The organism is Agrobacterium sp. K11 (assembly GCF_059429395.1).
The window spans coordinates 114,198-136,053 of sequence record NZ_JCAHRB010000003.1 but is presented as its reverse complement, the minus strand read 5'-3'; the positions used below and the strand labels follow the sequence as shown (position 1 = coordinate 136,053).

Genomic DNA, 21,856 nt, shown 5'->3' with positions numbered 1-21,856 from the left:
ATCCTGTGGTGCCGGATTACGCAGTTTCCTTCTCCACAGGCGCCGCCGGTTCCGGGATCTTTTCCGCTTCCTCCACGACTGCCGCCCCGGCCTCCGCCTCCTGAGGTGCCGGCGTGACCATCGCCGCCACCAGCGTGTCGAGGCCGATGGCGCCGACTGGCTTGCCGTCTTCATCCACCACATGGGCGCTGGTTTCGTTCGCCTCCGACATATCGCGGGCGATGGTTTCCAGAGTCGCGTTTTCCGGCACCGACATGCCCTCGGGTTTCGCCGTCAGCGGCTCCATCACGGTGGTCGCCTGAAGCACGCGGCTGCGATTGACGTCGCGCACGAAGTCGGTGACGTAACCATCCGCAGGGGAAAGGATGATGCTCTGGCCGTCGCCCTGCTGCACCACTTCGCCGTCTTTCAGAATGGCAATGTGGTCGCCGAGCCGCAAAGCCTCATCCAGATCGTGGGTGATGAACACTACTGTCTTTTTCAGCTCCTGCTGAAGGTCGAGCAGCATCGTCTGCATATCGACACGGATCAGCGGATCGAGAGCCGAATAGGCCTCGTCCATCAGGAGAATATCGGCATCGTTGGCAAGCGCACGGGCAAGGCCGACGCGCTGCTGCATACCGCCGGAAAGCTGGTTCGGATAATAATCCTCATAGCCGGCAAGACCGACACGATCCAGCCAGTAACGGCCTTTCTCTTCGCTGTCCTTGCGTGGCATGCCCTGAATATCGAGGCCGTAGACGCTGTTTTCCAGCACGGTGCGATGCGGCAGGAGGCCGAATTTCTGGAACACCATCGCCGTTTTGTGACGGCGGAATTTCCGCAGCGCCGAAGTGCTCATGCCGCAAATGTCCTCGCCGTCGTAGAGGACCTCACCTGCGGTCGGGTCGATCAGCCGGTTGATGTGGCGGATCAGCGTCGACTTGCCGGAACCGGAAAGCCCCATGACCACGGTGATCTTGCCGCCCGGCATGGTGATGTTGATGTTGTTGAGGCCAAGCACATGGTTGTGTTTGTCGTTCAGCTCGACCTTGTCCATGCCGGATCGCACCGCTTCGAGATATTTCTCGGGATGCTTGCCGAAGATCTTGTAAAGATTCCTGATTTCGATGCTTTTAGCCATGGGAGACCTCGCGGTATTTCTGCAGGCGCTTGCCGAAAGCCTGGCTTGCCCGGTCGAACATGATGGCGATGGCGACCAGAGCGAAACCGTTCAGGAAGCCCACCGTGAAAAACTGGTTGTTGATGGCCTGCAGCACATTCTTGCCGAGACCGCCGACGCCGACCATGGAGGCGACGACGACCATGGCGAGTGCCATCATGATGGTCTGGTTGATGCCGGTCATGATGGTGGGCAACGCCAACGGCAGCTGCACATTGAACAGCTTCTGGCCGTTGGAGGAGCCGAAGGCATCGGCGGCTTCCAGCACTTCCCGGTCTACCAGGCGGATGCCGAGGCTGGTCAGGCGGATGACGGGCGGAATGGCGTAGATCACCACTGCGATCAGGCCCGGTACCTTGCCGATGCCGAAAATCACCACCACGGGGATGAGATAAACGAAGCTTGGCAGGGTCTGCATCACGTCGAGCACGGGATTGATGATACGCTGCAACCGTTCGGAGCGTCCCATCAAAATGCCGAGCGGCAGGCCGATGACGATGGCGATCAGCGTGGCGATGGCGACGATGGAAAGCGTCGTCATGGCGTCGCGCCAGAGGCCGACTGCGCCGATCATGAGCAGGGAGATGGCCGTGCCACCGGTGATCTTGAAGCTGCGCCCGGCCAGATGCACGATCGCCAGAATGACCAGCATGGTGACGATCCACGGGGTCTGGATGAACAGCCGCTCCGAGGAGTTGAGAAAGAGCTGCAGCGGATGCACGATCACATCGATCGCATCGCCGTAATTGCGCACGATATCGCGAAAACCGTCATCGATGGTCTTGCGTGCCAAACGCATCGTGCCGTTATCGATGGCCGGAAACTTGCACAGCATATCCGGCAGATAGTTACAGAGGGCCATTATTGTTGTTTTCCCTTTGGGTTTTGGGGGATGGGTGGTCGAGGCTGGAGCGCGGGGCACCCCCTTCCGTCCTGCCGGACATCTCCCCCAAAAGGCGGGAGATCGATCCGAGGCAAAGTCTCGCCCATCAAACAGGTTGCGGATTTGTGAGAAGGGTGAGCCCAGCCGATCTCCCTCCTTGGGGGGAGATGCCCGGCAGGGCAGAGGGGGTAAGCCACGGATGACAACCGAAGCTTCCCACTCTCATCAACCAATCACATCGAAGCCTTGATCTTCTCCGCCACCTCGGGCGAAACCCACTTCGTCCAGATATCCTCGTTGTTCTCGAGGAAATATTCCGCGCCGTCTTCGTTGGTGCCCTGGTTTTCATCCATCCAGGCCAGAACCTTGGCGACGGTCTCGTTGTCCCACTGCCGCTTGCGGATATAGTCGATGGAAGGACCGGCCTTCTCGGCGAAGTCCTTGGTGACAACAGTGAATACTTCTGCCACCGGATAGGCGTTTGGCTTGGGATCGGCGCAATCAGGCTTGGCGATGCAATTGTCGTAGGCCTCGCGGTCGAGTGCCACGCCATCGTCCAGTTTCACCATGTCGTACTTGCCAAGAATGGCCGTCGGGGACCAGTAATAGCCGAGCCAGCCCTGCTTTTTCTCATAGGCATTGGAGATCGAGCCATCGAGGCCCGCGGCGGAGCCGGTATCGATCAGGGCGAAGCCCTTCTCATCGGCCTTGCGTGCCTTGAACAGGTTGGCGGTCGTTGGCTGGCAGCCCCAGCCCGGCGGGCAGCCAAACACGGCACCCTTGCTGGCGTCTTCCGGCGCCGGGAAAAGCTCGGGATGCTTGAGTGCGTCTTCAACTGTCTTGATATCAGGGTGTTCGTCGGCGAGATATTTGGGAATCCACCAGCCTTCAACGCCACCTTCACTCAGGATTTTGCTTTCCTGGATCAGGTTGCCCTTCTTGACGGCGTCCTCATAGGGGGCGCCAAGGGTATTCACCCACATTTCGGGCGCCATATCCGGCTGGCCCTTTTCATTCATGGAGGTGAATGTGGGAGTGGTGTCGCCGCTGATGACGTTGACCGTGCAATCATAGCCGTTTTCCATGATGAACTTGTCGACGTAAGCCGCAACACCGGCGGACGCCCAGTTCATTTCGGCGATGGTGACGCTGCCGCATGTTTCTGCGGCGTTGGCGGAATTTGCTGCACCGGCAGCGATGGTAAAGCCCGTTACGAGAATGGTCGAGGCCAGGAGTTTCTTCATGGGAGACCTCCAAGTCTGATGCAGTGTTTTCAGTTGGCAAAGCGGGAGCACTGCAAAGCCCGGATTGCCAAGGGCGAACTGACATGGCGCATGAAAAAGCCGAAAAAATCCGGCGATAAGATTATCCGCAAGACGTGCTGCAGGATTGCCGCGAGAAAGGCGGCGAAAAGGCGCATGAATATGTCAACGGCCCGGATAATACGGCCGAAAAGTGATATTGCAATGCGAAATGGCGCAACGCAGCCATGCGTTCGATTTCCGGAACATTTTTTCCGGTGACGTAATACATGGGAATTATTTGCGTTTGCGGAAGATATATTATGAGTTGCAGCAACTGGAAATAAAAATTCAATGTCGATAAAGATGTTATTTAAATAAAAGATACGTATGATAATTTGTGGAAAAAATATTCAATAACGAGATTTTTGCAGGTATTTTCGTTCAAAATAAGATCGGGCGACGATTGGATCGCCGCCCGTTTCTGCATTCAGCGTGTCAGACGGTGTCCTTGCCCGCGACCTTCAGTGCGAAGGCATATTCGAAGGCAATTTCTTCCAGCCGCTGGAAACGGCCCGACTTGCCTCCATGGCCAGCCGCCATGTTGGTCTTGAGCAGGATCGGGGCTTCCCCCGTCGTCTTTTCGCGCAGTTTCGCCACCCATTTGGTCGGTTCCCAATAGGTCACGCGCGGGTCGGTGAGGCCGGAAAGCGCAAGCAGCGGCGGATAGGGCTTTTCCCCGACATTGTCATAGGGGCTGTAGGCGGCGATCCACTGATATTCCTCTTCCGATTCCAGCGGATTACCCCACTCCGGCCATTCCGGCGGGGTTAGCGGCAGCGTGTCATCAAGCATGGTCGTCAGCACGTCCACGAAGGGAACCGCAGCGATGATGCCGGCAAATTTTTCCGGGGCCATGTTGGCGACGGCGCCCATCAGCATTCCCCCTGCCGAACCGCCCTCCGCAATGATGCGATCGTAGGAGGTAAAGCCTTCCTTGACCAGATGATCGGCAGCCGCGATGAAATCCTTAAACGTGTTCTGTTTGTCTTTCATCTTGCCGGTTTCATACCACTCGAAACCCTTGTCCTTGCCGCCGCGAATGTGGGCGATGGCATAGATGAAGCCACGGTCTGCCAAAGACAGCGTTGTGGTGGAGAAGGAAGCGGGAATGGTGATGCCATAGGCGCCGTAGCCATAAAGCAGGCAGGGGGCCGAACCGTCGAGCGCTACATCCTTGCGGTAAAGCAGCGAGACCGGCACCAACTCGCCGTCATGGGCAGGCGCCATGATGCGGCGGGTAATGTAATCGTCGGGATTATGGCCGGAAGGCACTTCCTGCGTTTTCAGCAGCATGCGGTCGCGCGTCACCATATTGTAGTCGAACAACTGGCTTGGCGTCGTCATCGAGGAGTAGGAGAAGCGGATGACATCGGTGTCGTATTCTGCAGCGCCATGCAGGCCAAGCGAATAGGCTTCCTCGGCAAAGGCGATGGAATGTTCCTCGCCCGTGCGGCGATCGCGGATAACGATGCGCGGCAGGCCGTCGCGGCGCTCCAGCCAGATCAGATGGCGGGCATAGGCATCGACGGAGAGAATGAGGCGACCCGGCTCGTGCGGCACGACCTCCTTCCAGTTTTCCTTGCCCGGCGCGGTCACCGGAGCTTCCATGATGCGGAAATCCTTGGCATCGCCGTCATTGGTGAGGATGTAGAAGACATCGCCGCCTTCGCACATCGAATATTCGATACCTTCCTCGCGCTCCGCAACCACGACAGGCTCGGCCATCAGGTCCTTGGTGGAAAGAATGCGGTACTCGCTGGTCTCATGGTCGTGAATGTCGATGAAGATGAAGTCGTCGAGCACGGACGCGCCAACGCCCATGAAGAAGCCGGGGTCCTTTTCCTCATAGACCAGCCGGTCGGCCGACTGCGGCTCGCCGATGATGTGGTGGAAGACCTTCGAGGGGCGGTGGTTTTCGTCCTGCAGCGTATAGAAGAAGCTCTTGCCGTCAGGCGCCCATGCCCCGCCGCCGCCGGTATTTTCCACGACATCGGCAAGGTCTTCACCGGTTTCGAGATTACGGATGCGCAGCGTGAAATATTCCGAACCCTTGTCGTCATAACCCCAGATGCCGTGACTGTGATCGGAAGACTGGTCGAGGCCGGCAAGACGGAAATAATCCTTGCCTTCAGCTTCCCTGTCGCCATCAAGCAGCACGTGCTTTTCGCCGCCATCACGCGGGGTGCGGAAATAATGCGGTTGCTCGCCGCCGGTCACGAACAGCGTGCCATAGGCATAAGGTCCATCATTGACCGGAACAGATGAATCATCCTGCTTGATCCGGCCTTTCATCTCCTCGAACAGCTTTTCCTGAAGCGCCTTGGTGTCGCCCATTGCGGCTTCCATATAGGCGTTCTCGGCCTCGAGATGGGCGCGGATGGCTGGGTCGAGCAGGGTAGGGTCCTTGAACATGGCCTGCCAGTTATCGGCCCGGAACCATGCGTAGTCATCGGTGCGGGTGATGCCGTGATGCGTATCCTGGACAGGCCGTTTTTCGGCGGTCGGGGCGGCGGGCAGGTTCTTGAAAATCGGCAAGGGAAACTCGCTTTCGTATGAAAAATGCGTGGGCGGCACCCAAGATGTAGAGTGCCCCTCACCACCGATCAAGTTTCAAATCTCCACAGGTGAAATGAGGCTTGGGCACAATTTCGTCAGTTTTCGATCACATTTTGGCAATATCCGGCAAATCAGCGATGATACGCGCCTGCCACCGGCCTGCCGTGCATCGATAAGAACAAACGAAAACTGACAGGATCCCATGCGAAAGTTTCTTCCCGCTGCTCTTTCTGCGTTTTTCCTTGCCTTGCAGGCATCTACACCCGCTTTTGCAATAGACGCCAACGTCATGCGGCAGCTGAACGTGCTCGCCCCCGAGGAGCGTCTGGAGCAGCGTTGCGACATAGAGGCGATGGAGCGGATCGCGACGGAGCAGAAGGGCATGAAGCCGGATAAGGTCATTGCCTATACCTTCGGTGATCCCGAGGTTGGCAAGAATTCGATCAAGGCGTCGGGTGCAGTCTTCAGAAGCGCCGGTGAATGGTACAAGCTCAAATACAAGTGCCAGTTGAAAAGCGACAGCCTCTCCATCCAGTCCTTCGATTACCGTGTCGGCGACAAGATTCCCGAAGAGCAGTGGAAGAAGTTGTATCTTTATGACTGATCGGGGAATTCTTCGTCCGCGGTCGCCGGTTTAACCCCCGCTTTTCTTGCCGCCCTGCCAATGGGTCTGTAACGCTGTCCTTCGATCGAATTGAGGGGCGAGAACATGGCGAAGCAATTCAAGGGACTTTCGGCTTTTCCGATCACGCCCGCTGACGAGGCCGGGCAGGTGGATAGCCAAGCCTTTTCCGCCCTCGTCGAGCGGCTGGATGCGGCGGAGGTCGATTCCATCGGCATTCTCGGCAGCACCGGAACCTATATGTATCTGTCGCGTGCCGAGAGGCGGCGCGCGGTCGAGGCAGCCCATGCCGTCCTCGAGGGCAGGCGCACGCTGATGGCAGGCGTCGGCGCATTGCGTACCGATGAGGCCGTGGCGCTGGCGAAAGACGCCGAAGCCGCCGGTGCCGATGCGCTGCTTCTGGCACCCGTTTCCTATACGCCGCTGACTCAGGAAGAGGCCTATCACCATTTCGCCGCCGTCGCCGGCGCAACCGATTTGCCGCTCGCCATTTACAACAACCCGACGACGACGCGATTCTCCTTCAGCGATGAGCTTTTGGTCAGGCTCGCCTATATCCCGAATATCCGTGCCATAAAGATGCCGCTGCCGGCCGATTCCGACTATGCGGGAGAGCTTGCGCGGCTGCGGCCGAAACTGACGGATGATTTCGCCATCGGTTACAGCGGCGACTGGGGATGTGCGGAAGCAACGCTTGCCGGTGGCGATGCCTGGTACAGCGTCGTTGCGGGCCTGCTGCCGGTTCCGGCATTGCGGTTGATGCGCGCCGCTCAGGCCGGGGATGCGGAGGAGACGCGCAGGCTCGATCTGGCCTTCCAGCCGCTCTGGGCGCTCTTCAAGGAATTCGGCAGTATCCGCGTGATCTACGCCGCCGCCAATGCTTTGTCGGTAACGGCATGCGAGCCGCCCCGGCCAATCCTGTCGCTCACCAGCGCGGAGCGCCAGCGGGTGGAAGAGGTGCTGAACGCTCTGTCAACGCTGGAAGCCGCGCCATAATTCGGGCGTTTTGCAGGCGGATTGCCACATCTTACCCTTCGGAAACTGAAAAATGCTGCGTAGCCTTCCCTTTGCCGCTCTCTTCCTGTCGCTCTCCACTGCCGCCTTCGCGGGGACGGGTCTCGTCGAGCCGACGCTGAAAATGACGCCGAGGCATGACGGCAGGGTGCGGGTGGCGATGACTCTGGACGCCTGCATGGGCAAGACCGACCATCGCATTCTCGATACGCTGGTGCAGGAAAAGATACCGGCGACGATCTTTGTCACTGCCCGCTGGCTGAAGCACAATAGCGAAGCACTTGCCGTAATGATGGCGCATCCGGATTTGTTCGAGATTGAAAACCACGGCGAAAACCATGTGCCAGCGGTGGACAAGCCCGTTGCCATCTACGGCATTGCCGCTGCCGGTTCGGAAGCGGCAGTCGAGCAGGAGGTCGAGGGCGGCAGGCAGGCAATTGTCGCCATGACCGGTCTTCAACCGCAATGGTTTCGCGGTGCGACGGCGAAATATACCACCTCGTCCATGGCCACCATCAACAGGCTCGGCATGCGGGTGGCGGGTTATTCCGTCAATGGCGATGGCGGCTCGCTTCTGGGCGCGGCCGCCACGGCAAAGCACATCGCTTCGGCCAGGGACGGCGACGTCATCATCTCCCACATCAATCAGCCTACCCACGAAGCGGGTGAGGGCGTGGTGAGGGGACTTCTGGCGCTGAAGGCGCGCGGCGTGGTGTTCACAAGGCTGGACGACCCGTCGTTTACGCCGCCGGGTAATTGAGCGGGGCGGCTCTCTCCTCATTCCTGTAACAAGCACGGGAACGAGGGAAATGAGCATCCCACATCCACGCCCGTTTTTCGGCGGCATACCGCGCAAATTTGCGCTAGCATCCTCCCATGCTGTTCAAACGCCCCGACACCGAAACCCTATATTCCGCCCTTGTTAACAAGGACCCCGCCTATGAGGGCGTGGCCTATGTGTGCGTGACCTCGACGAAGATTTTCTGTCGCTTTACCTGTACGGCGCGAAAGCCGAAGATCGAAAACTGCCGCTTTCGCGAAACCATCGCCGAATGTCTGGAAGCTGGCTTCCGCCCCTGCAAGCGCTGCAAGCCGATGCTTTCCTATGGCACGGCGGATGAAACCGTCACCACCCTTCTGACGGCGCTGGAAAGCGAACCGGCGCGGCGCTGGCGTGAGGAGGATGTGGTGGCGATGGGCCATGACCCTTCCACCGTGCGCCGCACCTTCAAACGCCGTTTCGGCATGAGTTTTCTGGAAATCGCAAGGCTGCGGCGGCTGGGAGATGCGGCGACAAGCCTCGCATCAGGAGAAGCCGTGATCGGCGCGCAGATCGATGCCGGATATAAATCCGGCAGCGGTTTCCGCTCGGCCATCAACCAGTTCTTCGGCACCTCTCCCGCCGCCTTGAAGGGCAAGGGGTTCCTGAAGGGCGACTGGATCGACACGCCGATCGGTCCGATGCTGGTGGTTGCCGATGATCACGCCCTGCATCTTCTCGAATTTGCCGACCGTCCAGCGCTTCCGGCCGAATTGAAGCGGCTGAAGGCCCGCACCGGCGCGGATATGGTGCTGGGCAGGACGCCGGTCACCGGCCAGATCGCAGCAGAACTCGCGGCCTATTTCGCCGGGCACTCGGCTGACTTCGAAACCCGGCTTGCCGGACACGGCACACCCTTCGAGCGCGATGTCTGGCACGCATTGCGGGAGATACCGGCGGGAGAGATCGTCAGCTATTCTTCGCTTGCGACGTCGATGCAACGGCCATCCGCCGTGCGTGCCGTCGCCCGCGCCAATGGCGCTAACCAGATTGCCATCGTCGTTCCCTGCCACCGGGTGCTGGGCGCAGATGGCAGCCTGACCGGGTATGGCGGTGGGCTGTGGCGCAAGAAATGGCTGATCGAGCACGAGCGGCGCATGGCCGATAAGCTCCGCATCCCTCTCGCCTCCTGACCGGCCTTCAGGCCGGCAGGTTTGGAACGATGCGGCGTGAAGGAAACAGCTCGCGCGTTACTGTCATGGCGATCAGCGACAGCGGCAGTGCCAGCATGGCGCCCGCAGCACCCCACATCCACGTCCAGAAGATGATCATCACGAAGACGAGGAAGGGGTTGATCTCCATGTTGCGGCCCACCACTGCCGGAAAGGCCAGGTTTTCCATCAACAGGTGAATGGTGAAGAAGATCGCGGATGGCAGCAACGCCAGCACCATGTTGTCATGCGTGATGATGCCTGCCACCGCCAGCGACACCGTCATGGCGGTGATGCCGAGAAACGGCACGAAGCTGGAGAGGAAGGCGAAGAGCCCCCACAGAAGCGGCATGGCCAGCCCGCCGAAATAGGCGATCGCCACCATCGTCACGCCCAGCGCCGCATAGATCAGCGCTGCCGTGGCAAAATAGGTGCCGAGCACTTCTTCCACCGAAGCGATGATCCGAATGGCCCTCAGCCGCTGGTGCCGGGCCGGAAAGGCCATGATGATCGCCTTTCGCAGCCGCAGGCGGCTGTAGAGGAACATCAAAAGCGCGGCGAGGAAGATCATGCCCTGAACGACTGCGGGGGTGACGTTGGAACCGAGCAGGGAAATTATCTCGCCGCTGCGCGAAATCAGCGACTCCATCGAAATCGACCCCATGCTGAAGGTCGCTGCCGAAATGTTCAGCCATCGGATGCTTTGAAGATAGGGCAGGAAGCGGTCCATACTGCGTTCGATCAGCGCTGGTCCTTCGGAGGCGAGCTGCGACAAAGGGTCGATCAGCGAATTGATCACGAAAAACATCACGGCCGCGACAAGGCCGGAGAGAATGACAGCGACACCGGCTCCGGGAATGCCATAGGAACTGAGCTTTTCCGCCGCAATGCCGAGGATCATGCCCACGACAATCGCCAGCACCACCGGTATGAGGATCAGAGACAATTCATGAATGACCGCCATCATGACGACGAGAAAAATGCCGATAACCGACCATGCAACGGCCACATCGAGCGCTTCTCGGCCAAGCGGTTGCTGGCTGCGCGCGTCGTCACGGTGCGACCCGGACGCCAGACCCTCGAAAGGGTCGGCCCTCGTCGACGGAGCGTTTGCGGCGCGCCGCCCGATATTGCCCAATATGCCGGTATTTTCCGGCCTGGCATTCTCATTCATCGAACTGTCCCCCAATAAGACATCAAACGTTCGAAAAATGAGGCGGTTCCGGAGCGGCAAAAATTTCTGCCGCCCCGTGGTCTTTACGCGGAAAGCTTCAGGCCTATGCCCCACGGATCTTTGAGAACAATACCGTCGCTCTGCCGTTCCGTAGCTATTTCCAGCCGGTCGAGAGCGGCCATTGCAGTATCGAGCGCCGCACTATCGTTGAACTTCAGCGAGTAGCCCGAAAGGCCGGTCATATTGTCCGTGCGGGCCGTAGCGCCGCGGCTGTTCCAGATATTGGCGGCCACATGGTGATGATAAGCGCCCGAGCCGAAGAAGCTGGCACCCGGATAGCGCGCCATGATCTTCAACCCCAGCACATCCTGATAAAACTCATCCGCCTGCGGAATATTGCCGACCTGCAGATGCATGTGGCCGATGGCCGTTCCATCGGCAGCGGCCTCGAACGCCGTTTTCGGCGCACTGTCATACAGCGCCTGTAGGTCGAGGCGGAGCGTGGCCATCTCCACCGTGCCGTCCTGCTGGTAGGTCCATTCCGAGGGCGACCGGTCGCGATAGACCTCGATGCCGTTGCCTTCGGGGTCGGCCAGATAGATCGCTTCACTCACCAGATGGTCGGATGCGCCCTGAAGCTGGATATTGTTGTGCGCGGCATGGGCCAGCCAATGGGCCAGATCCTCGCGGCGCGGCATCAGGAAGGCGGTGTGGAACAAGCCTGCGGCATTGCGCGGCGCGCGTTCAACCGTACCGGAGGTGGAAAGTGTGAGCAGCGGCTGGCCGTTGACGCCCAGAACCTCGCCGCTCGGGCTTTTCTCGATGACGGAGAGGCCGATGATTTTCTGGTAGAACTCCGAAATGCGCGGCAGATCGTGAACGACAAGATGAGCCTGACCGACATAAGCCGGCCGCGTCAGGGCGAATTGTTTGATTTCACTCATCATAATCTCCATATTGAATCCGGCGTGCTGACGACGCGGGTTTGCGCGTCTGCATCAGCCGACGCCGCTTTGCGGCGTTCATTTGTGGTGAATATGGGCGGGTTTTGTCGTTCAGCAAAGATCGCCATCTGGCGATTGACCGTCCACTATTCGTTGACAATGCCCCTGTTGCTGCTCCGACGCAGCTTTGACTTCAATCAAGGCGAAGGGCGCATCGGCAGGGAAATATGAGCCCGACACGTGAACGGCAGATTACGCCAAAGGAGATAGCCATGTACAAGAAAATCATCGTACCGGTAGACCTCAGCGCCATCGACAAGGGAGAGAAGATTCTCGCCAAGGCCAGGGCGCTGCTGGATGCCGATGGCGAGATCGTCCTCATCAATGTGGTTGAGGAACTGCCCGGCTATATGGCGATCGACCTGCCGGTAGACCTCATCGAAAATGCCATCAAGGATGCCAAGACGAAACTTGCGGATATTCAGGCGAAGGCCGGCTTCAAGGGCAAGCACGAAATCAGAAGCGGCGCGCCGGCACGTGAAATCGTAGCCGCTGCCGAAGAGCACAAGGCCGATCTCATCATCATCGCATCGCATATGCCTGACTTTACCAATTATTTCATCGGAGCCACCGCCGACCGCGTGGTGCGCCATGCCAAGTGCTCGGTGCTGATTGACAGGTAAAGTGAGCTGAAATCTTGGGGTTGCGGGCGATTTTCGCCCGCACCGGCTGGAGGAGAAGACCATGAATGTCGAAAGTTACGAGAAAATCCTGCGCGACCGCCAGCGCGAGCTTTACAGCCGCCTGCACAAAATCGAGGCGGATTTCGAAGAACCGCGCAACCCCGATGACGACGATCGCGCCGCTGAACGCAGCAATGACGAGGTGCTGGATGAAATAGGGCAGGTGGGCCAGGACGAGCTGCGCGCCATCGACGCCGCACTGGACCGCATCGCGAACGGTACCTACGGCACCTGCGTCAAATGCGGCAAGAAAATTTCGGAAGACCGCCTGAAAGCCGTGCCCTATACGCCGTTCTGCCAGGAATGCGCTGCGGCCTTGTGAGGGCGCTCCGTTTTCCCTCCTCATTCCTGGTGACAAGCGCAGGAATGAGGGAAACGGCGAGGCCGCCACTCAACCTCTCCTTTCGCAACAGCCCGGAACGCAATTTGATCGCCGTTAACCGGCTGCTGTCTTGTTCCTGTCTAATATTGCCTTCATGCTTGGCCACAAGCAGGCAAACGGGAATGGACTATGAGTAACGTATGGCGGTTTGGTCGCCAGTATGATTTTCACGAGATTGTCGCCGATGGTATCGTCCACGGCGTGGGTATCGTTTTTGCGCTGGTCGGCGCCACGGCGCTGATTTTTTACGCGACCGTCTGGGGCAGCCTCAGCGCCATCGCGGCCGCCTGGATTTACGGACTCGGCCTTGTCGCCTGCCTTTCCGTGTCCTTCACCTATAATATCTGGCCGCATTCCAACGTAAAATGGTTCCTGCGCCGGCTGGATCACTCGGCGATCTTCATCCTGATCGCCGCCACCTACACGCCGTTCCTGATGCGCGGTATCCACGAGCCGCTGATTGCCACCATGCTGGGGCTGATCTGGCTTGCCGCCATCTGCGGCATATTGCTCAAATGCCTGTTTCCCGGCCGTTACGACCGGGTCGCCATAGGCCTTTATCTCGCCATGGGCTGGAGCGGCATCATGGTGGTGCAGCCACTCTCGACGCATCTGGCCCCCGTCACGCTCTGGCTGATTGTCGCTGGCGGTGTCATCTATTCGCTCGGCGTGGTCTTCCATGTCTGGGAAAAGCTGCGATTCCAGAACGCCATCTGGCACGGTTTCGTCGTTGCCGCCGCCGTTGTCCACTATTTTGCCGTGGTCACTTCCTTCAGCCTCGTTCCCATGTCTTCCTGAGCTAGAGAGCACTGGACAGCCATCCGCGTCATCGCCTAATGCTCGCCTGAAGGTCGTGTCCCGAAACTTTGGGCGCGCGATGCAGACAAGAATGAGGGCGAACGATAATGAGTTTGGAACTGCGCGATGCCACCGTGGACGATCTTTCCGGCATCATGGAGATTTACAACGACGCGGTCCTGAACACGACGGCGATCTGGAACGAAGTGCTGGTCGATCTGGAAAACCGCAAGGAATGGTTTTCCGCCCGCAAGTCACGCGGCTTTCCTGTGATCGTCGCGATTCTTGACGGCAAGGTTGCCGGCTACGCTTCCTATGGCGACTGGCGCGCCTTCGACGGCTATCGCCACACCCGCGAACATTCGGTTTATGTCCACAAGGACGCGCGCGGACACGGCATCGGCAAGCGGCTGATGCAGTCGCTCATCGACCACGCCTCCGGCAACGATGTGCATGTGCTGATCGCCGCGATCGAATCGGAAAACGCCGCCTCCATCCGCCTGCACGAAAGCCTCGGTTTCACCGTTGCCGGCCGGTTTTCGGAAGTGGGCACCAAGTTTGGCCGCTGGCTGGACCTGACCTGCATGGAGCTTAAATTGAACTAGTACGCGGGCCGGGATTTCTCTCAGGCGGGGCGCCGGGCGAAGGCCAGCATGACACCGAAAGCCATCATCATCGAGCCGCTGATCCGGTTGACGCGCTTCAGGGCGCGCGCATTGCGCATAAGACCGGACAGTCGCGAACCGACAAAGGCATAAACGGTGATCGCCACCACCTCGAGCAGCAGGAAAATTGCGCCGAGCGTGGCGAAGCTCTGCCAATAGGCGTCCTGCTGGATGAATTGCGGGAAAAAGGCCGTGAAGATCAGGATGGCCTTCGGATTGCCGGAGGCGACAAAAAACTCCTGCCGCAGATAGGTCTTGAGAATATTTCCGTTGCCCGAGGAGATATCGGGAGCGGTGACATCCGCCCTTGAGCGGATGAGCTTGAAGCCGATCCACAGCAGGTAGAGAACGCCGATCCATTTGATCAGCGAAAACATCATTTCGGAAGCCATCAAAAGTGCGCCGAGGCCCAAAGCGGCGATCGCGATCATGCCCGCAAACGCAACCAGCCGGCCGCTCGCGGCCATTACTGCCGTTGCCATGCCGTATCGCGCACCAACCGTCATCGACAGGAGATTGTTGGGCCCGAACGCCATGTTCAGGGCAAAGCAGGCGGGAATGAATATGAGGATGGTTTCGAGCGCCATGATGGTGATCCGGAAGGAGTGAGATCGCGATAATCTCACTCTCCGGTCCGGCTGTCGAGACGGTCATTTTCTTCGCAAAAACGGCCGGCAGGCAGCCGGCCGTTACCTGTCTCTCATCAGATCGGTTCGAACACCATCGAATGGCCGTTGATGCAATAACGCAGGCCGGTGGGCGGTGGGCCGTCCGGGAAGACGTGGCCGAGGTGGCCGCCGCAATTGGCGCAGCGGATTTCGGTGCGCACCATGCCAAGCGTCGCATCGCGATGTTCCGTCACCGCACCCGGTTTCACCGGTTCGAAATAGCTCGGCCAGCCGCAACCTGCATCGAATTTGGTATCGGAGAGGAACAGCGGCTCGTCGCAGGCGGCGCAGCGATAGAGGCCTTTCTGGAACGTGTCCCAGTAGGGACCGGTAAATGGGCGCTCGGTGCCGTGTTCACGCAGGATGCGATATTGCTCCGGCGTCAGCTGCTCGCGCCAATCGGCATCGCTCTTGTTCACTTTCGGGGATGTCAGATCGCTCATGGAATGATCCTTTCTGTTCCTGCCAGAAATAGGCATCGGCGCTGCAGATTGAAAGAGGGCAGCTGTCATAACGAGTACGTTATGGGCAGGTATGAGAGTCGATTTGGGTTGAGATGGCGGTGTCTATGCCTTAACTGAAAAATACGATTTGAAAAGAACGCCGTTCATGGGCGTACAGGGGTAGGGGAAGCCCTGGGAGATGTGAATGACATCAGATGTCACGCAGCTGACATTCCTGTCGCTGTTTTTGCCGTTTCTGGCAGCGCTTGCCGCACCGATGCTGGTGAAAAGATTAGGTCACAATGCCGTCTGGATATTGGCGATCGCGCCCGCGCTGGCTTTTGTCCACTTCGCACTGATGCTGCCGCAGGTGGCGGCTGGCGGCGTGGTCACGGGCGGTTACGTCTGGGTTCCAAGTTTCAACCTCAGCTTTTCGTGGTTCATCGACGGCCTGTCGCTGACCTTTGCACTTCTGATCACCGGTATCGGTCTGCTGATCGTGCTTTATGCCGGCGGTTACATGAAGGGGCATCCGCAGCAGGGCCGCTTCCTGTCTTTCCTGCTTCTGTTCATGGGCGCGATGCTGGGCGTCGTGGTTTCGGACAGCCTGTTGATGCTGTTCGTTTACTGGGAACTGACCTCGATAACCTCGTTCCTGCTGATCGGCTTCGATCATGCGCGCCCGGCCGCACGCCGTGCCGCCTTACAGGCGCTGGTGGTAACGGGCGGCGGCGGTCTGCTGCTGCTCGCCGGGTTGATCTTCATCTGGGACATGAGCGGCATGACGCAATTGTCCATGCTGGTGCGTGGCGGCGATATATTGCGCGACAGCCCGTTCTATCTGGCTGCGCTACTGCTGGTTCTCGGCGGCGCGTTCACCAAATCGGCGCAGTTTCCGTTTCATTTCTGGCTGCCCAACGCGATGGAGGCACCGACACCGGTTTCGGCCTATCTGCACTCGGCAACCATGGTGAAGGCCGGCGTCTATCTTCTGATGCGCCTCAACCCCGTTCTCGGCGATACCGCTGCCTGGCAGATCCTGCTGCCGTTCTTCGGCGGGTTGACCATGCTGACCGGCGCGCTGCTGGCCGTGCGCCAGACCGACCTGAAGCTGATGCTGGCCTATACCACCATGTCCTCGCTCGGTCTGCTGGTGATGCTGACCGGCTTCGGCTCGGACCACGCGATCGAGGCGGCTGTGCTTTATCTGGTGGCGCATTCGCTTTTCAAGGGCGCACTGTTCATGGTTGCCGGCATCATCGACCACGAGACCGGAACCCGCGATGTGACGAAGCTCGGCGGCTTGCGAAAAGCCATGCCGATCACCTTTGCGACAGCACTTGCCGCGGCCATCTCCATGGCCGGCCTGCCGCCCTTCTTCGGCTTTCTCGCCAAGGAAGAGATTTATTATGCGCTGGCGCATGGCAATCCGCGTGCCGTGCTGTTCACCGGCATCGCCATTCTCGGCAATGCGCTGATGTTTGCCGTCGCTTTTGCCGTGGCGCTGAAACCTTTCCTCGGCAAGCCCGTGAAAACCCCGAAACACGCTCATGAGGGACCACTGCTGCTGTGGCTCGGCCCGGCGCTGCTGGCGATAAAGGGGCTGACCATCGCTCTCTTCGCTGGCCTTTCGCATTTTTACATTTCGACGCCGATGGCAAGCGCGATCGCGGGTGAGGCGCGCCCGGTGGAAATCTCGCTCATTCCCCATATCGGCGTGCCGCTCGGCCTGTCGCTGCTGACGATCGCGCTCGGCATCGTCCTCTACATGCAACTTTCCGCCGTTCGCGGCTTGATGGTGCGCACCTTCAAGGCGCTGGGTGCAGGGCCGGACAGGGGCTTCGATGTTTTCATCGAAACGCTGGTCAAAATCTCGTTCCACGTTGTCAGGCTTATCCAGCCCGGCAGGCTGGAATTTTACGTCACCGCCACTTTCGCCGTCATCGCCGTCGTGCTGCTTGCGCCGCTGTTTCTCTATGGCGAAATGCCGTCCATGCCGGCGTGGCCGCACGACATGAAAATCCATGAGCTGACCTTCATTGCCATTGCGGTTGCGGGCCTTGTCGCGGTGCTCACGGCGTCCAGCCGGCTTACGGCCATCATCGCGCTCGGCATTCAGGGGTTTGCGGTGGCGGTCATCTTCCTGCTGTTCGGCGCGCCCGATCTGTCGTTTACGCAATTCATGGTCGAAACCCTCTCCGTGGTCATTCTGACGCTGGTGATGACAAGGCTTCGCCTGTCGCCGTCAGACCACCGCGGCCCTGGCCAGAAGCTTCTGGACAGCACCATCGCCATTGCCTGTGGAACCGGCTTTGCCCTGTTCCTGATGCGGGCGACGGAAGCGTCGTTCGATAATCGCCTCACCGATTTCTACAACACCTATTCCAAGGTCATCGCCCACGGGGCGAATGTGGTGAACGTCATCATCGTCGATTTCCGAGGCACGGATACGCTGGGCGAGATTGCGGTGGTGATGATAACAGGCCTGGCCATTCTCGCGCTCATCCGCATCCGCCCGGCTGCTGCCATCAAGGGACCAGCAAAAATAGCCAAGAAGAAGGGAGCGCGGGCTTGAACACGCTTATCCTGCGCACCGTCGCCCCCGTAGTCACCAGCCTCATGGTGCTGTTTTCAATCTTTGTATTGCTGCGCGGCCATAACGAGCCGGGCGGCGGTTTCATTGGCGGGTTGATCGCGGTCTCGGCGCTGGCGATCTACGGCATCGCTTATGGTGTGGCCGCGGTCCGGCGCGCCATCGTGTACCACCCGCTGTCCATTGCCGGCGCGGGGCTGCTGTTGGCGATGTTGTCTGGTCTCGTCTCGATTGCAGCCGGCGTGCCCTTCATGACCGGGCTGTGGGTCTATCCGAGCCTGCTTGGTGTGGAAGTGCCACTCTCCACCGTCATGTCCTTCGATATCGGCGTTTATCTCGTCGTGGTCGGTGCCATCACCTCCATTGCGCTGGCTCTGGAAGAAAGGGATAGCGACTGATGGAAGCTGTTTTCTCCATTCTCGTCGGCATCTTCTTTTCGGTGGCGATCTATCTCATGCTCTCGCGTCACAGCATCCGCATGCTGCTCGGCATCGCCATTCTCGGCAACGCAGTCAACCTCCTGCTGTTCACGGCGGGAAGGCTGACGCGCGAAGTGCCGCCGATCATTCCACCCGGCATGGACACGCTGCCGGCGGGTGCCGCCAATCCGCTGCCGCAGGCGCTTATCCTCACGGCAATCGTCATTTCCTTTTCCTTCTTCTGTTTCCTGCTGGTGCTGACCTGGCGCGCGTTCCAGGAATTGCAGACCGACGACACCGACGAAATGCGCACCGCAGAACCGGCAGGCGAGCCTTTGCCGCCGCTCGGTTATTGAGCGGGGCGGGGCACAGACACATGGCTTCATCCACCACTTCCGCAATATCAGATCTTTCCGCAGCGCTTGTCACGGCACCCGTGCCGCTATCCGACTGGCTGATCATCCTTCCCGTCGCGCTCTCAATCGGCGCAGGTGCGGTGCTGATGATGCTGCGCCACACCATGCGTCTGCATGCGCCCATTGCAATCACGGCACTTGTTCTGCTGGTATTGCTCGATGCTGCGCTTCTGTGGAAGGTCGTGACCCAAGGGCCATTCACCATGGTCATGGGCCGCTGGCTGCCACCCTTCGGCATTGCCTTTACGGCTGATCTGACTGGCACGCTGCTGTCGCTCGCCGCCGCCATCGTGGCGCTGGCCGGTGCCGTCCATGCCAGCGCCGATATCGACGCCAGCGGCAGGCGATACGGTTTTTATCCATTCCTGATGCTGTTGATGGCGGGTGTCACCGGTGCGTTCCTGACCGGCGACCTCTTCAACCTCTATGTCTGGTTCGAGGTGCTGCTGATCTCGTCCTTCGGCCTCATCGTGCTGGGCTCCACGCGCGAGCAGATCGATGGCGCGCTGAAATACGCCATCCTCAACCTCATCGGCACGACGTTGTTCCTGATCACGGTCGGTTATCTCTATGCCATCTTCGGCACGCTCAATATGGCCGATATCGCGCTGAAGGCGACGCAGCTGCGCGGCACGGCTCCGTTGATGACGCTGGCCAGCCTGTTTGCTCTCGCCTTCGCCATGAAGGCGGCGGCCTTTCCGGTGAATTTCTGGCTGCCCGCCTCCTATCACACGCCGCGCATCGTCGTTTCCGCCCTGTTCGGCGGCCTGCTCACCAAGGTCGGCATCTACGCCCTGCTGCGCGTCATGGTCATGCTGTTTCCGGTCGAGCGGGAGGAGCTGAGTATCGTCATCGCCATCTCTGCGGCGCTGACAATGGTGCTCGGCGCCATGGGTGCGCTCGCACAGAACGATATCCGCCGCATGCTCGGTTACATCGTCATATCGGGCATCGGTTACATGATGGCGGGCATCGCCATCGGCACGCCCTCCGGCGTTGCTGGCGCGATCTTTTACGCGCTGCACTCCATGGTGCTGATGACGGCGCTTTATCTCGCCGCCGGCCACGCCGCCCGCCTTGGCGGCAGTTTTACCCTGACTTCGCTCGGTGGCCTTTATCGGCAGGCGCCGTGGTTTTCGGGCCTCGCGCTCGCCTTGTTTTTCGCCGGTTCCGGACTGCCGCCGTTTTCCGGCTTCTGGCCGAAGGTGGTTCTCGTCAAATCGGCGATCGATATCGGCGCCTGGTGGCTTGCCGCCGCCCTTCTCCTGTCCGGCTTCATCGCCACCATCGCCTTCGGGCGGGTCTTCCTCTTATGTTTCTGGCGCCCGGCAGTGGCCTCAACCGGCCATGCGCCGTCGCTGCCTGCGTCGCCTCTGGCGGCCCCTTCTTTCGTCCCGCTGGTCGGGCTGACATTGCTGGTGGTGTTCTTCGGCCTGTTTCCGGAAAGCCTGCTCAATCTCAGCCAGCAGGCGGCTGCGGGGCTTGGCAACCCCGAAGCCTATATCCAGTCGGTGTTTTCCGAGGGGAGCAGACCATGAGCCGCTACATCCTGTTACTGCTCTTCGTTGGCGTATGGCTCGCCGTAAGTGGCAGCGTCACGCCGGCGAACATTCTCTTCGGCCTCATCGTCTCGGCGCTGGCTCTGGGCCTTATTCGTCACCGGATCCCCGAGGGCGGCCGTCATCGGCTGCGTCCGGTCCGCGTGCTGTCGCTGCTGCTGCTGTTCTTCAAGGAGCTGGCGCTATCGGCCTGGAAGGTGGCGGTGATGGTGACGCGGCCGAAGCTCGATGTGCAGCCCGGTATCTTCGCCTATCCGCTCAGGCTGACGACGGATTTCGAGATCACGCTGCTTGCCAATCTCATCACGCTGACCCCCGGCACACTTTCGGTCGATGTTTCCGAGGATAAAACAACGCTCTACGTCCACGCGATCGATTGCAGCAATATCGAAGCCGCCAAGAATGACATCAGAAACGGCTTCGAAAAAAAGATCATGGAGGCGTTTCAGGGATGACGCCGGAACTCATAGTTTCATTTGCAACTGTACTTGCCACGGTTGTACTGTCCGCTGCCTTTTTGCTGACAGTATATCGCGTCGTCGTCGGTCCGACCTTGCCGGACCGAATCGTCGCGCTCGACATGCTGGTCGGCATCGCCATCGGCTTCATTGCGGTTATCGCCATCCGCACCGGCGTCGATCTTTATGTCGATATCGCCATTGCGCTCGGACTGGTGGGTTTTCTCGCAACGGTAGCTTTTGCCCGCTTCGTCCTGTCGCGCGGCGCAGATGGCAGGCGCAGGACAAAGGCTGTTCTGGACGGCGAGCGGGCATCGGAAGTTGTTGAAAAGCCTGAAAAACAAGTATCCAGGCGTGGAAAAAGAAGGGGCGGGCGATGATGGGCTGGATCGTGGCTATTCTGGTTGCGGCACTGACGGTCTCAGGTGCCGCCTTCTCGCTGATTGCGGCAATCGGGCTTAATCGCCTGCCGGATGTCTACACCCGCATGCATGCGGCTTCCAAGGCGGGAACGGTGGGCTCAGGCCTGTTGCTGCTGGCTGTCGGCATTCATTCCACGGAAATATCGACGCTGGCACGGGCACTTGCCGGTTTCTTTTTCTTTGTTCTGACAGCACCGGTCTCCGCACATCTTCTTGCAATGGCTGCACACAAGGCAGGTTATCCACTTGCTGATAAATCGGTAGTTGATGACCTAAAGAAAATTTGAAGTTGAATTACCCCCTAATAATGGGGGGTCTTCGTTTTGCATTACTACTTGGCATAGTATTTTATTACCCGTGATTTTTTGTATTCCAATTAGACTGTTTTGAACTGAAAAAATCATAATAGGAATTTGACTTTTGCTGTTTTGATGCTATCCAAATTAAGTGTAAAATTGCTTATTGCGATTTGCATCTAGCCTCTTCATGGTCGGCATAGGCATTTTATTAATGTCTAATCTATGGTTGATCAGACCTTTGTTGGCCATGTCGCGGGCTACAAGTTGAATCTCGGATCAATTCGTTTCCGGTTTCGCTTGAAATCTAGGGGTAGATTTCACGTTGGTTTCAACAGGGCGAAGGAGGGGCACCGGGTAACTT

At 59.1% G+C, this 21,856-nt stretch carries 23 protein-coding genes; 15 read left to right on the top strand and 8 right to left on the bottom strand.

Annotated features, from left to right (window positions below; translation table 11 throughout):
* Positions 1 to 16: 16 nt before the first annotated feature.
* From AC5SEO_RS05825 to AC5SEO_RS05810, 4 genes are all read right to left on the bottom strand, one after another.
* A complete protein-coding gene (locus tag AC5SEO_RS05825) occupies positions 17 to 1,123 on the bottom strand; it encodes a quaternary amine ABC transporter ATP-binding protein (protein ID WP_112751923.1) in 1,107 nt (368 codons plus the stop codon).
* On the bottom strand, positions 1,116 to 2,024 hold the full coding sequence (locus tag AC5SEO_RS05820) for an ABC transporter permease (protein WP_174068082.1): 909 nt from the start codon (positions 2,022 to 2,024) through the stop codon (positions 1,116 to 1,118). The genes AC5SEO_RS05825 and AC5SEO_RS05820 overlap by 8 nt, the downstream gene beginning before the upstream one ends.
* 254 nt (positions 2,025 to 2,278) lie before the next feature.
* Positions 2,279 to 3,289: an ABC transporter substrate-binding protein gene (locus AC5SEO_RS05815; RefSeq protein WP_019564115.1), complete on the bottom strand. Its 1,011-nt coding sequence runs from the start codon at positions 3,287 to 3,289 to the stop codon at positions 2,279 to 2,281.
* Positions 3,290 to 3,784: 495 nt separating this feature from the next.
* Positions 3,785 to 5,884: a S9 family peptidase gene (locus tag AC5SEO_RS05810; protein ID WP_174068083.1), complete on the bottom strand. Its 2,100-nt coding sequence runs from the start codon at positions 5,882 to 5,884 to the stop codon at positions 3,785 to 3,787.
* A 223-nt stretch (positions 5,885 to 6,107) separates the two neighbouring features.
* Between AC5SEO_RS05810 and AC5SEO_RS05805 the strand changes: the two genes are divergently transcribed.
* From AC5SEO_RS05805 to AC5SEO_RS05790, 4 genes are all read left to right on the top strand, one after another.
* The gene (locus AC5SEO_RS05805) at positions 6,108 to 6,509 is read left to right on the top strand and encodes a DUF930 domain-containing protein (RefSeq protein WP_003511997.1); all 402 of its coding nucleotides are present in this window, start codon (positions 6,108 to 6,110) and stop codon (positions 6,507 to 6,509) included.
* A 105-nt stretch (positions 6,510 to 6,614) separates the two neighbouring features.
* On the top strand, positions 6,615 to 7,523 hold the full coding sequence (locus AC5SEO_RS05800) for a dihydrodipicolinate synthase family protein (protein ID WP_174068084.1): 909 nt from the start codon (positions 6,615 to 6,617) through the stop codon (positions 7,521 to 7,523).
* A gap of 52 nt (positions 7,524 to 7,575) precedes the next feature.
* Positions 7,576 to 8,301 (top strand): polysaccharide deacetylase family protein, encoded by a 726-nt coding sequence (locus AC5SEO_RS05795; protein ID WP_019564112.1) that lies wholly within the window; start codon positions 7,576 to 7,578, stop codon positions 8,299 to 8,301.
* 116 nt (positions 8,302 to 8,417) lie between these two features.
* Positions 8,418 to 9,494 (top strand): bifunctional transcriptional activator/DNA repair enzyme AdaA, encoded by a 1,077-nt coding sequence (locus tag AC5SEO_RS05790; RefSeq protein ID WP_174068085.1) that lies wholly within the window; start codon positions 8,418 to 8,420, stop codon positions 9,492 to 9,494.
* A gap of 7 nt (positions 9,495 to 9,501) precedes the next feature.
* On the opposite strand, the gene AC5SEO_RS05785 is transcribed toward AC5SEO_RS05790, so the two are convergent.
* On the bottom strand, positions 9,502 to 10,686 hold the full coding sequence (locus AC5SEO_RS05785; RefSeq protein WP_013635695.1) for an AI-2E family transporter: 1,185 nt from the start codon (positions 10,684 to 10,686) through the stop codon (positions 9,502 to 9,504).
* Positions 10,687 to 10,769: 83 nt separating this feature from the next.
* Complete coding sequence (locus AC5SEO_RS05780; protein WP_174068086.1) at positions 10,770 to 11,630, bottom strand: VOC family protein; 861 nt, start codon at positions 11,628 to 11,630, stop codon at positions 10,770 to 10,772.
* 272 nt (positions 11,631 to 11,902) lie between these two features.
* Between AC5SEO_RS05780 and AC5SEO_RS05775 the strand changes: the two genes are divergently transcribed.
* The 4 genes from AC5SEO_RS05775 (at position 11,903) to AC5SEO_RS05760 (ending at position 14,158) form a co-directional block, all read left to right on the top strand.
* On the top strand, positions 11,903 to 12,313 hold the full coding sequence (locus AC5SEO_RS05775) for a universal stress protein (protein ID WP_174068087.1): 411 nt from the start codon (positions 11,903 to 11,905) through the stop codon (positions 12,311 to 12,313).
* A 61-nt stretch (positions 12,314 to 12,374) separates the two neighbouring features.
* Entirely contained in the window at positions 12,375 to 12,695 is a 321-nt protein-coding gene (locus AC5SEO_RS05770) for a TraR/DksA family transcriptional regulator (RefSeq protein ID WP_003512004.1), read from the top strand.
* A 189-nt stretch (positions 12,696 to 12,884) separates the two neighbouring features.
* Positions 12,885 to 13,553, top strand: a complete 669-nt coding sequence (gene trhA, locus AC5SEO_RS05765; protein ID WP_003512005.1) for a PAQR family membrane homeostasis protein TrhA — start codon at positions 12,885 to 12,887, stop codon at positions 13,551 to 13,553.
* 107 nt (positions 13,554 to 13,660) lie between these two features.
* Positions 13,661 to 14,158 carry a GNAT family N-acetyltransferase gene (locus AC5SEO_RS05760; RefSeq protein ID WP_174061541.1) on the top strand — a complete coding sequence of 166 codons (498 nt, stop codon included), beginning with the start codon at positions 13,661 to 13,663 and terminating at the stop codon, positions 14,156 to 14,158.
* 20 nt (positions 14,159 to 14,178) lie between these two features.
* Here AC5SEO_RS05760 and AC5SEO_RS05755 read toward each other — a convergent pair whose 3' ends face one another.
* Together AC5SEO_RS05755 and msrB are read right to left on the bottom strand one after the other, a co-directional pair.
* The gene (locus tag AC5SEO_RS05755; RefSeq protein ID WP_019564107.1) at positions 14,179 to 14,805 is read right to left on the bottom strand and encodes a LysE family translocator; all 627 of its coding nucleotides are present in this window, start codon (positions 14,803 to 14,805) and stop codon (positions 14,179 to 14,181) included.
* Between the two features lie 116 nt (positions 14,806 to 14,921).
* Entirely contained in the window at positions 14,922 to 15,329 is a 408-nt protein-coding gene (msrB, locus tag AC5SEO_RS05750; RefSeq protein WP_003512009.1) for a peptide-methionine (R)-S-oxide reductase MsrB, read from the bottom strand.
* 205 nt (positions 15,330 to 15,534) lie between these two features.
* Between msrB and AC5SEO_RS05745 the strand changes: the two genes are divergently transcribed.
* The 7 genes from AC5SEO_RS05745 to mnhG are packed head-to-tail and all read left to right on the top strand — an operon-like array spanning position 15,535 to position 21,483.
* Entirely contained in the window at positions 15,535 to 17,904 is a 2,370-nt protein-coding gene (locus AC5SEO_RS05745; protein WP_174068088.1) for a putative monovalent cation/H+ antiporter subunit A, read from the top strand.
* Positions 17,901 to 18,320: a Na(+)/H(+) antiporter subunit B gene (locus tag AC5SEO_RS05740; RefSeq protein ID WP_003512013.1), complete on the top strand. Its 420-nt coding sequence runs from the start codon at positions 17,901 to 17,903 to the stop codon at positions 18,318 to 18,320. The genes AC5SEO_RS05745 and AC5SEO_RS05740 overlap by 4 nt, the downstream gene beginning before the upstream one ends.
* Positions 18,320 to 18,697 carry a Na+/H+ antiporter subunit C gene (locus AC5SEO_RS05735; RefSeq protein WP_003509263.1) on the top strand — a complete coding sequence of 126 codons (378 nt, stop codon included), beginning with the start codon at positions 18,320 to 18,322 and terminating at the stop codon, positions 18,695 to 18,697. Before AC5SEO_RS05740 ends, AC5SEO_RS05735 begins: the two co-directional genes overlap by 1 nt.
* A 20-nt stretch (positions 18,698 to 18,717) precedes the next feature.
* A complete protein-coding gene (locus AC5SEO_RS05730) occupies positions 18,718 to 20,295 on the top strand; it encodes a Na+/H+ antiporter subunit D (RefSeq protein ID WP_174068089.1) in 1,578 nt (525 codons plus the stop codon).
* Positions 20,292 to 20,771 (top strand): Na+/H+ antiporter subunit E, encoded by a 480-nt coding sequence (locus AC5SEO_RS05725; protein ID WP_495363799.1) that lies wholly within the window; start codon positions 20,292 to 20,294, stop codon positions 20,769 to 20,771. The genes AC5SEO_RS05730 and AC5SEO_RS05725 overlap by 4 nt, the downstream gene beginning before the upstream one ends.
* Positions 20,768 to 21,154 (top strand): cation:proton antiporter, encoded by a 387-nt coding sequence (locus AC5SEO_RS05720; protein ID WP_003512027.1) that lies wholly within the window; start codon positions 20,768 to 20,770, stop codon positions 21,152 to 21,154. Before AC5SEO_RS05725 ends, AC5SEO_RS05720 begins: the two co-directional genes overlap by 4 nt.
* Entirely contained in the window at positions 21,151 to 21,483 is a 333-nt protein-coding gene (gene mnhG, locus AC5SEO_RS05715) for a monovalent cation/H(+) antiporter subunit G (RefSeq protein WP_003512029.1), read from the top strand. Before AC5SEO_RS05720 ends, mnhG begins: the two co-directional genes overlap by 4 nt.
* The last annotated feature ends 373 nt before the right edge of the window (positions 21,484 to 21,856 follow it).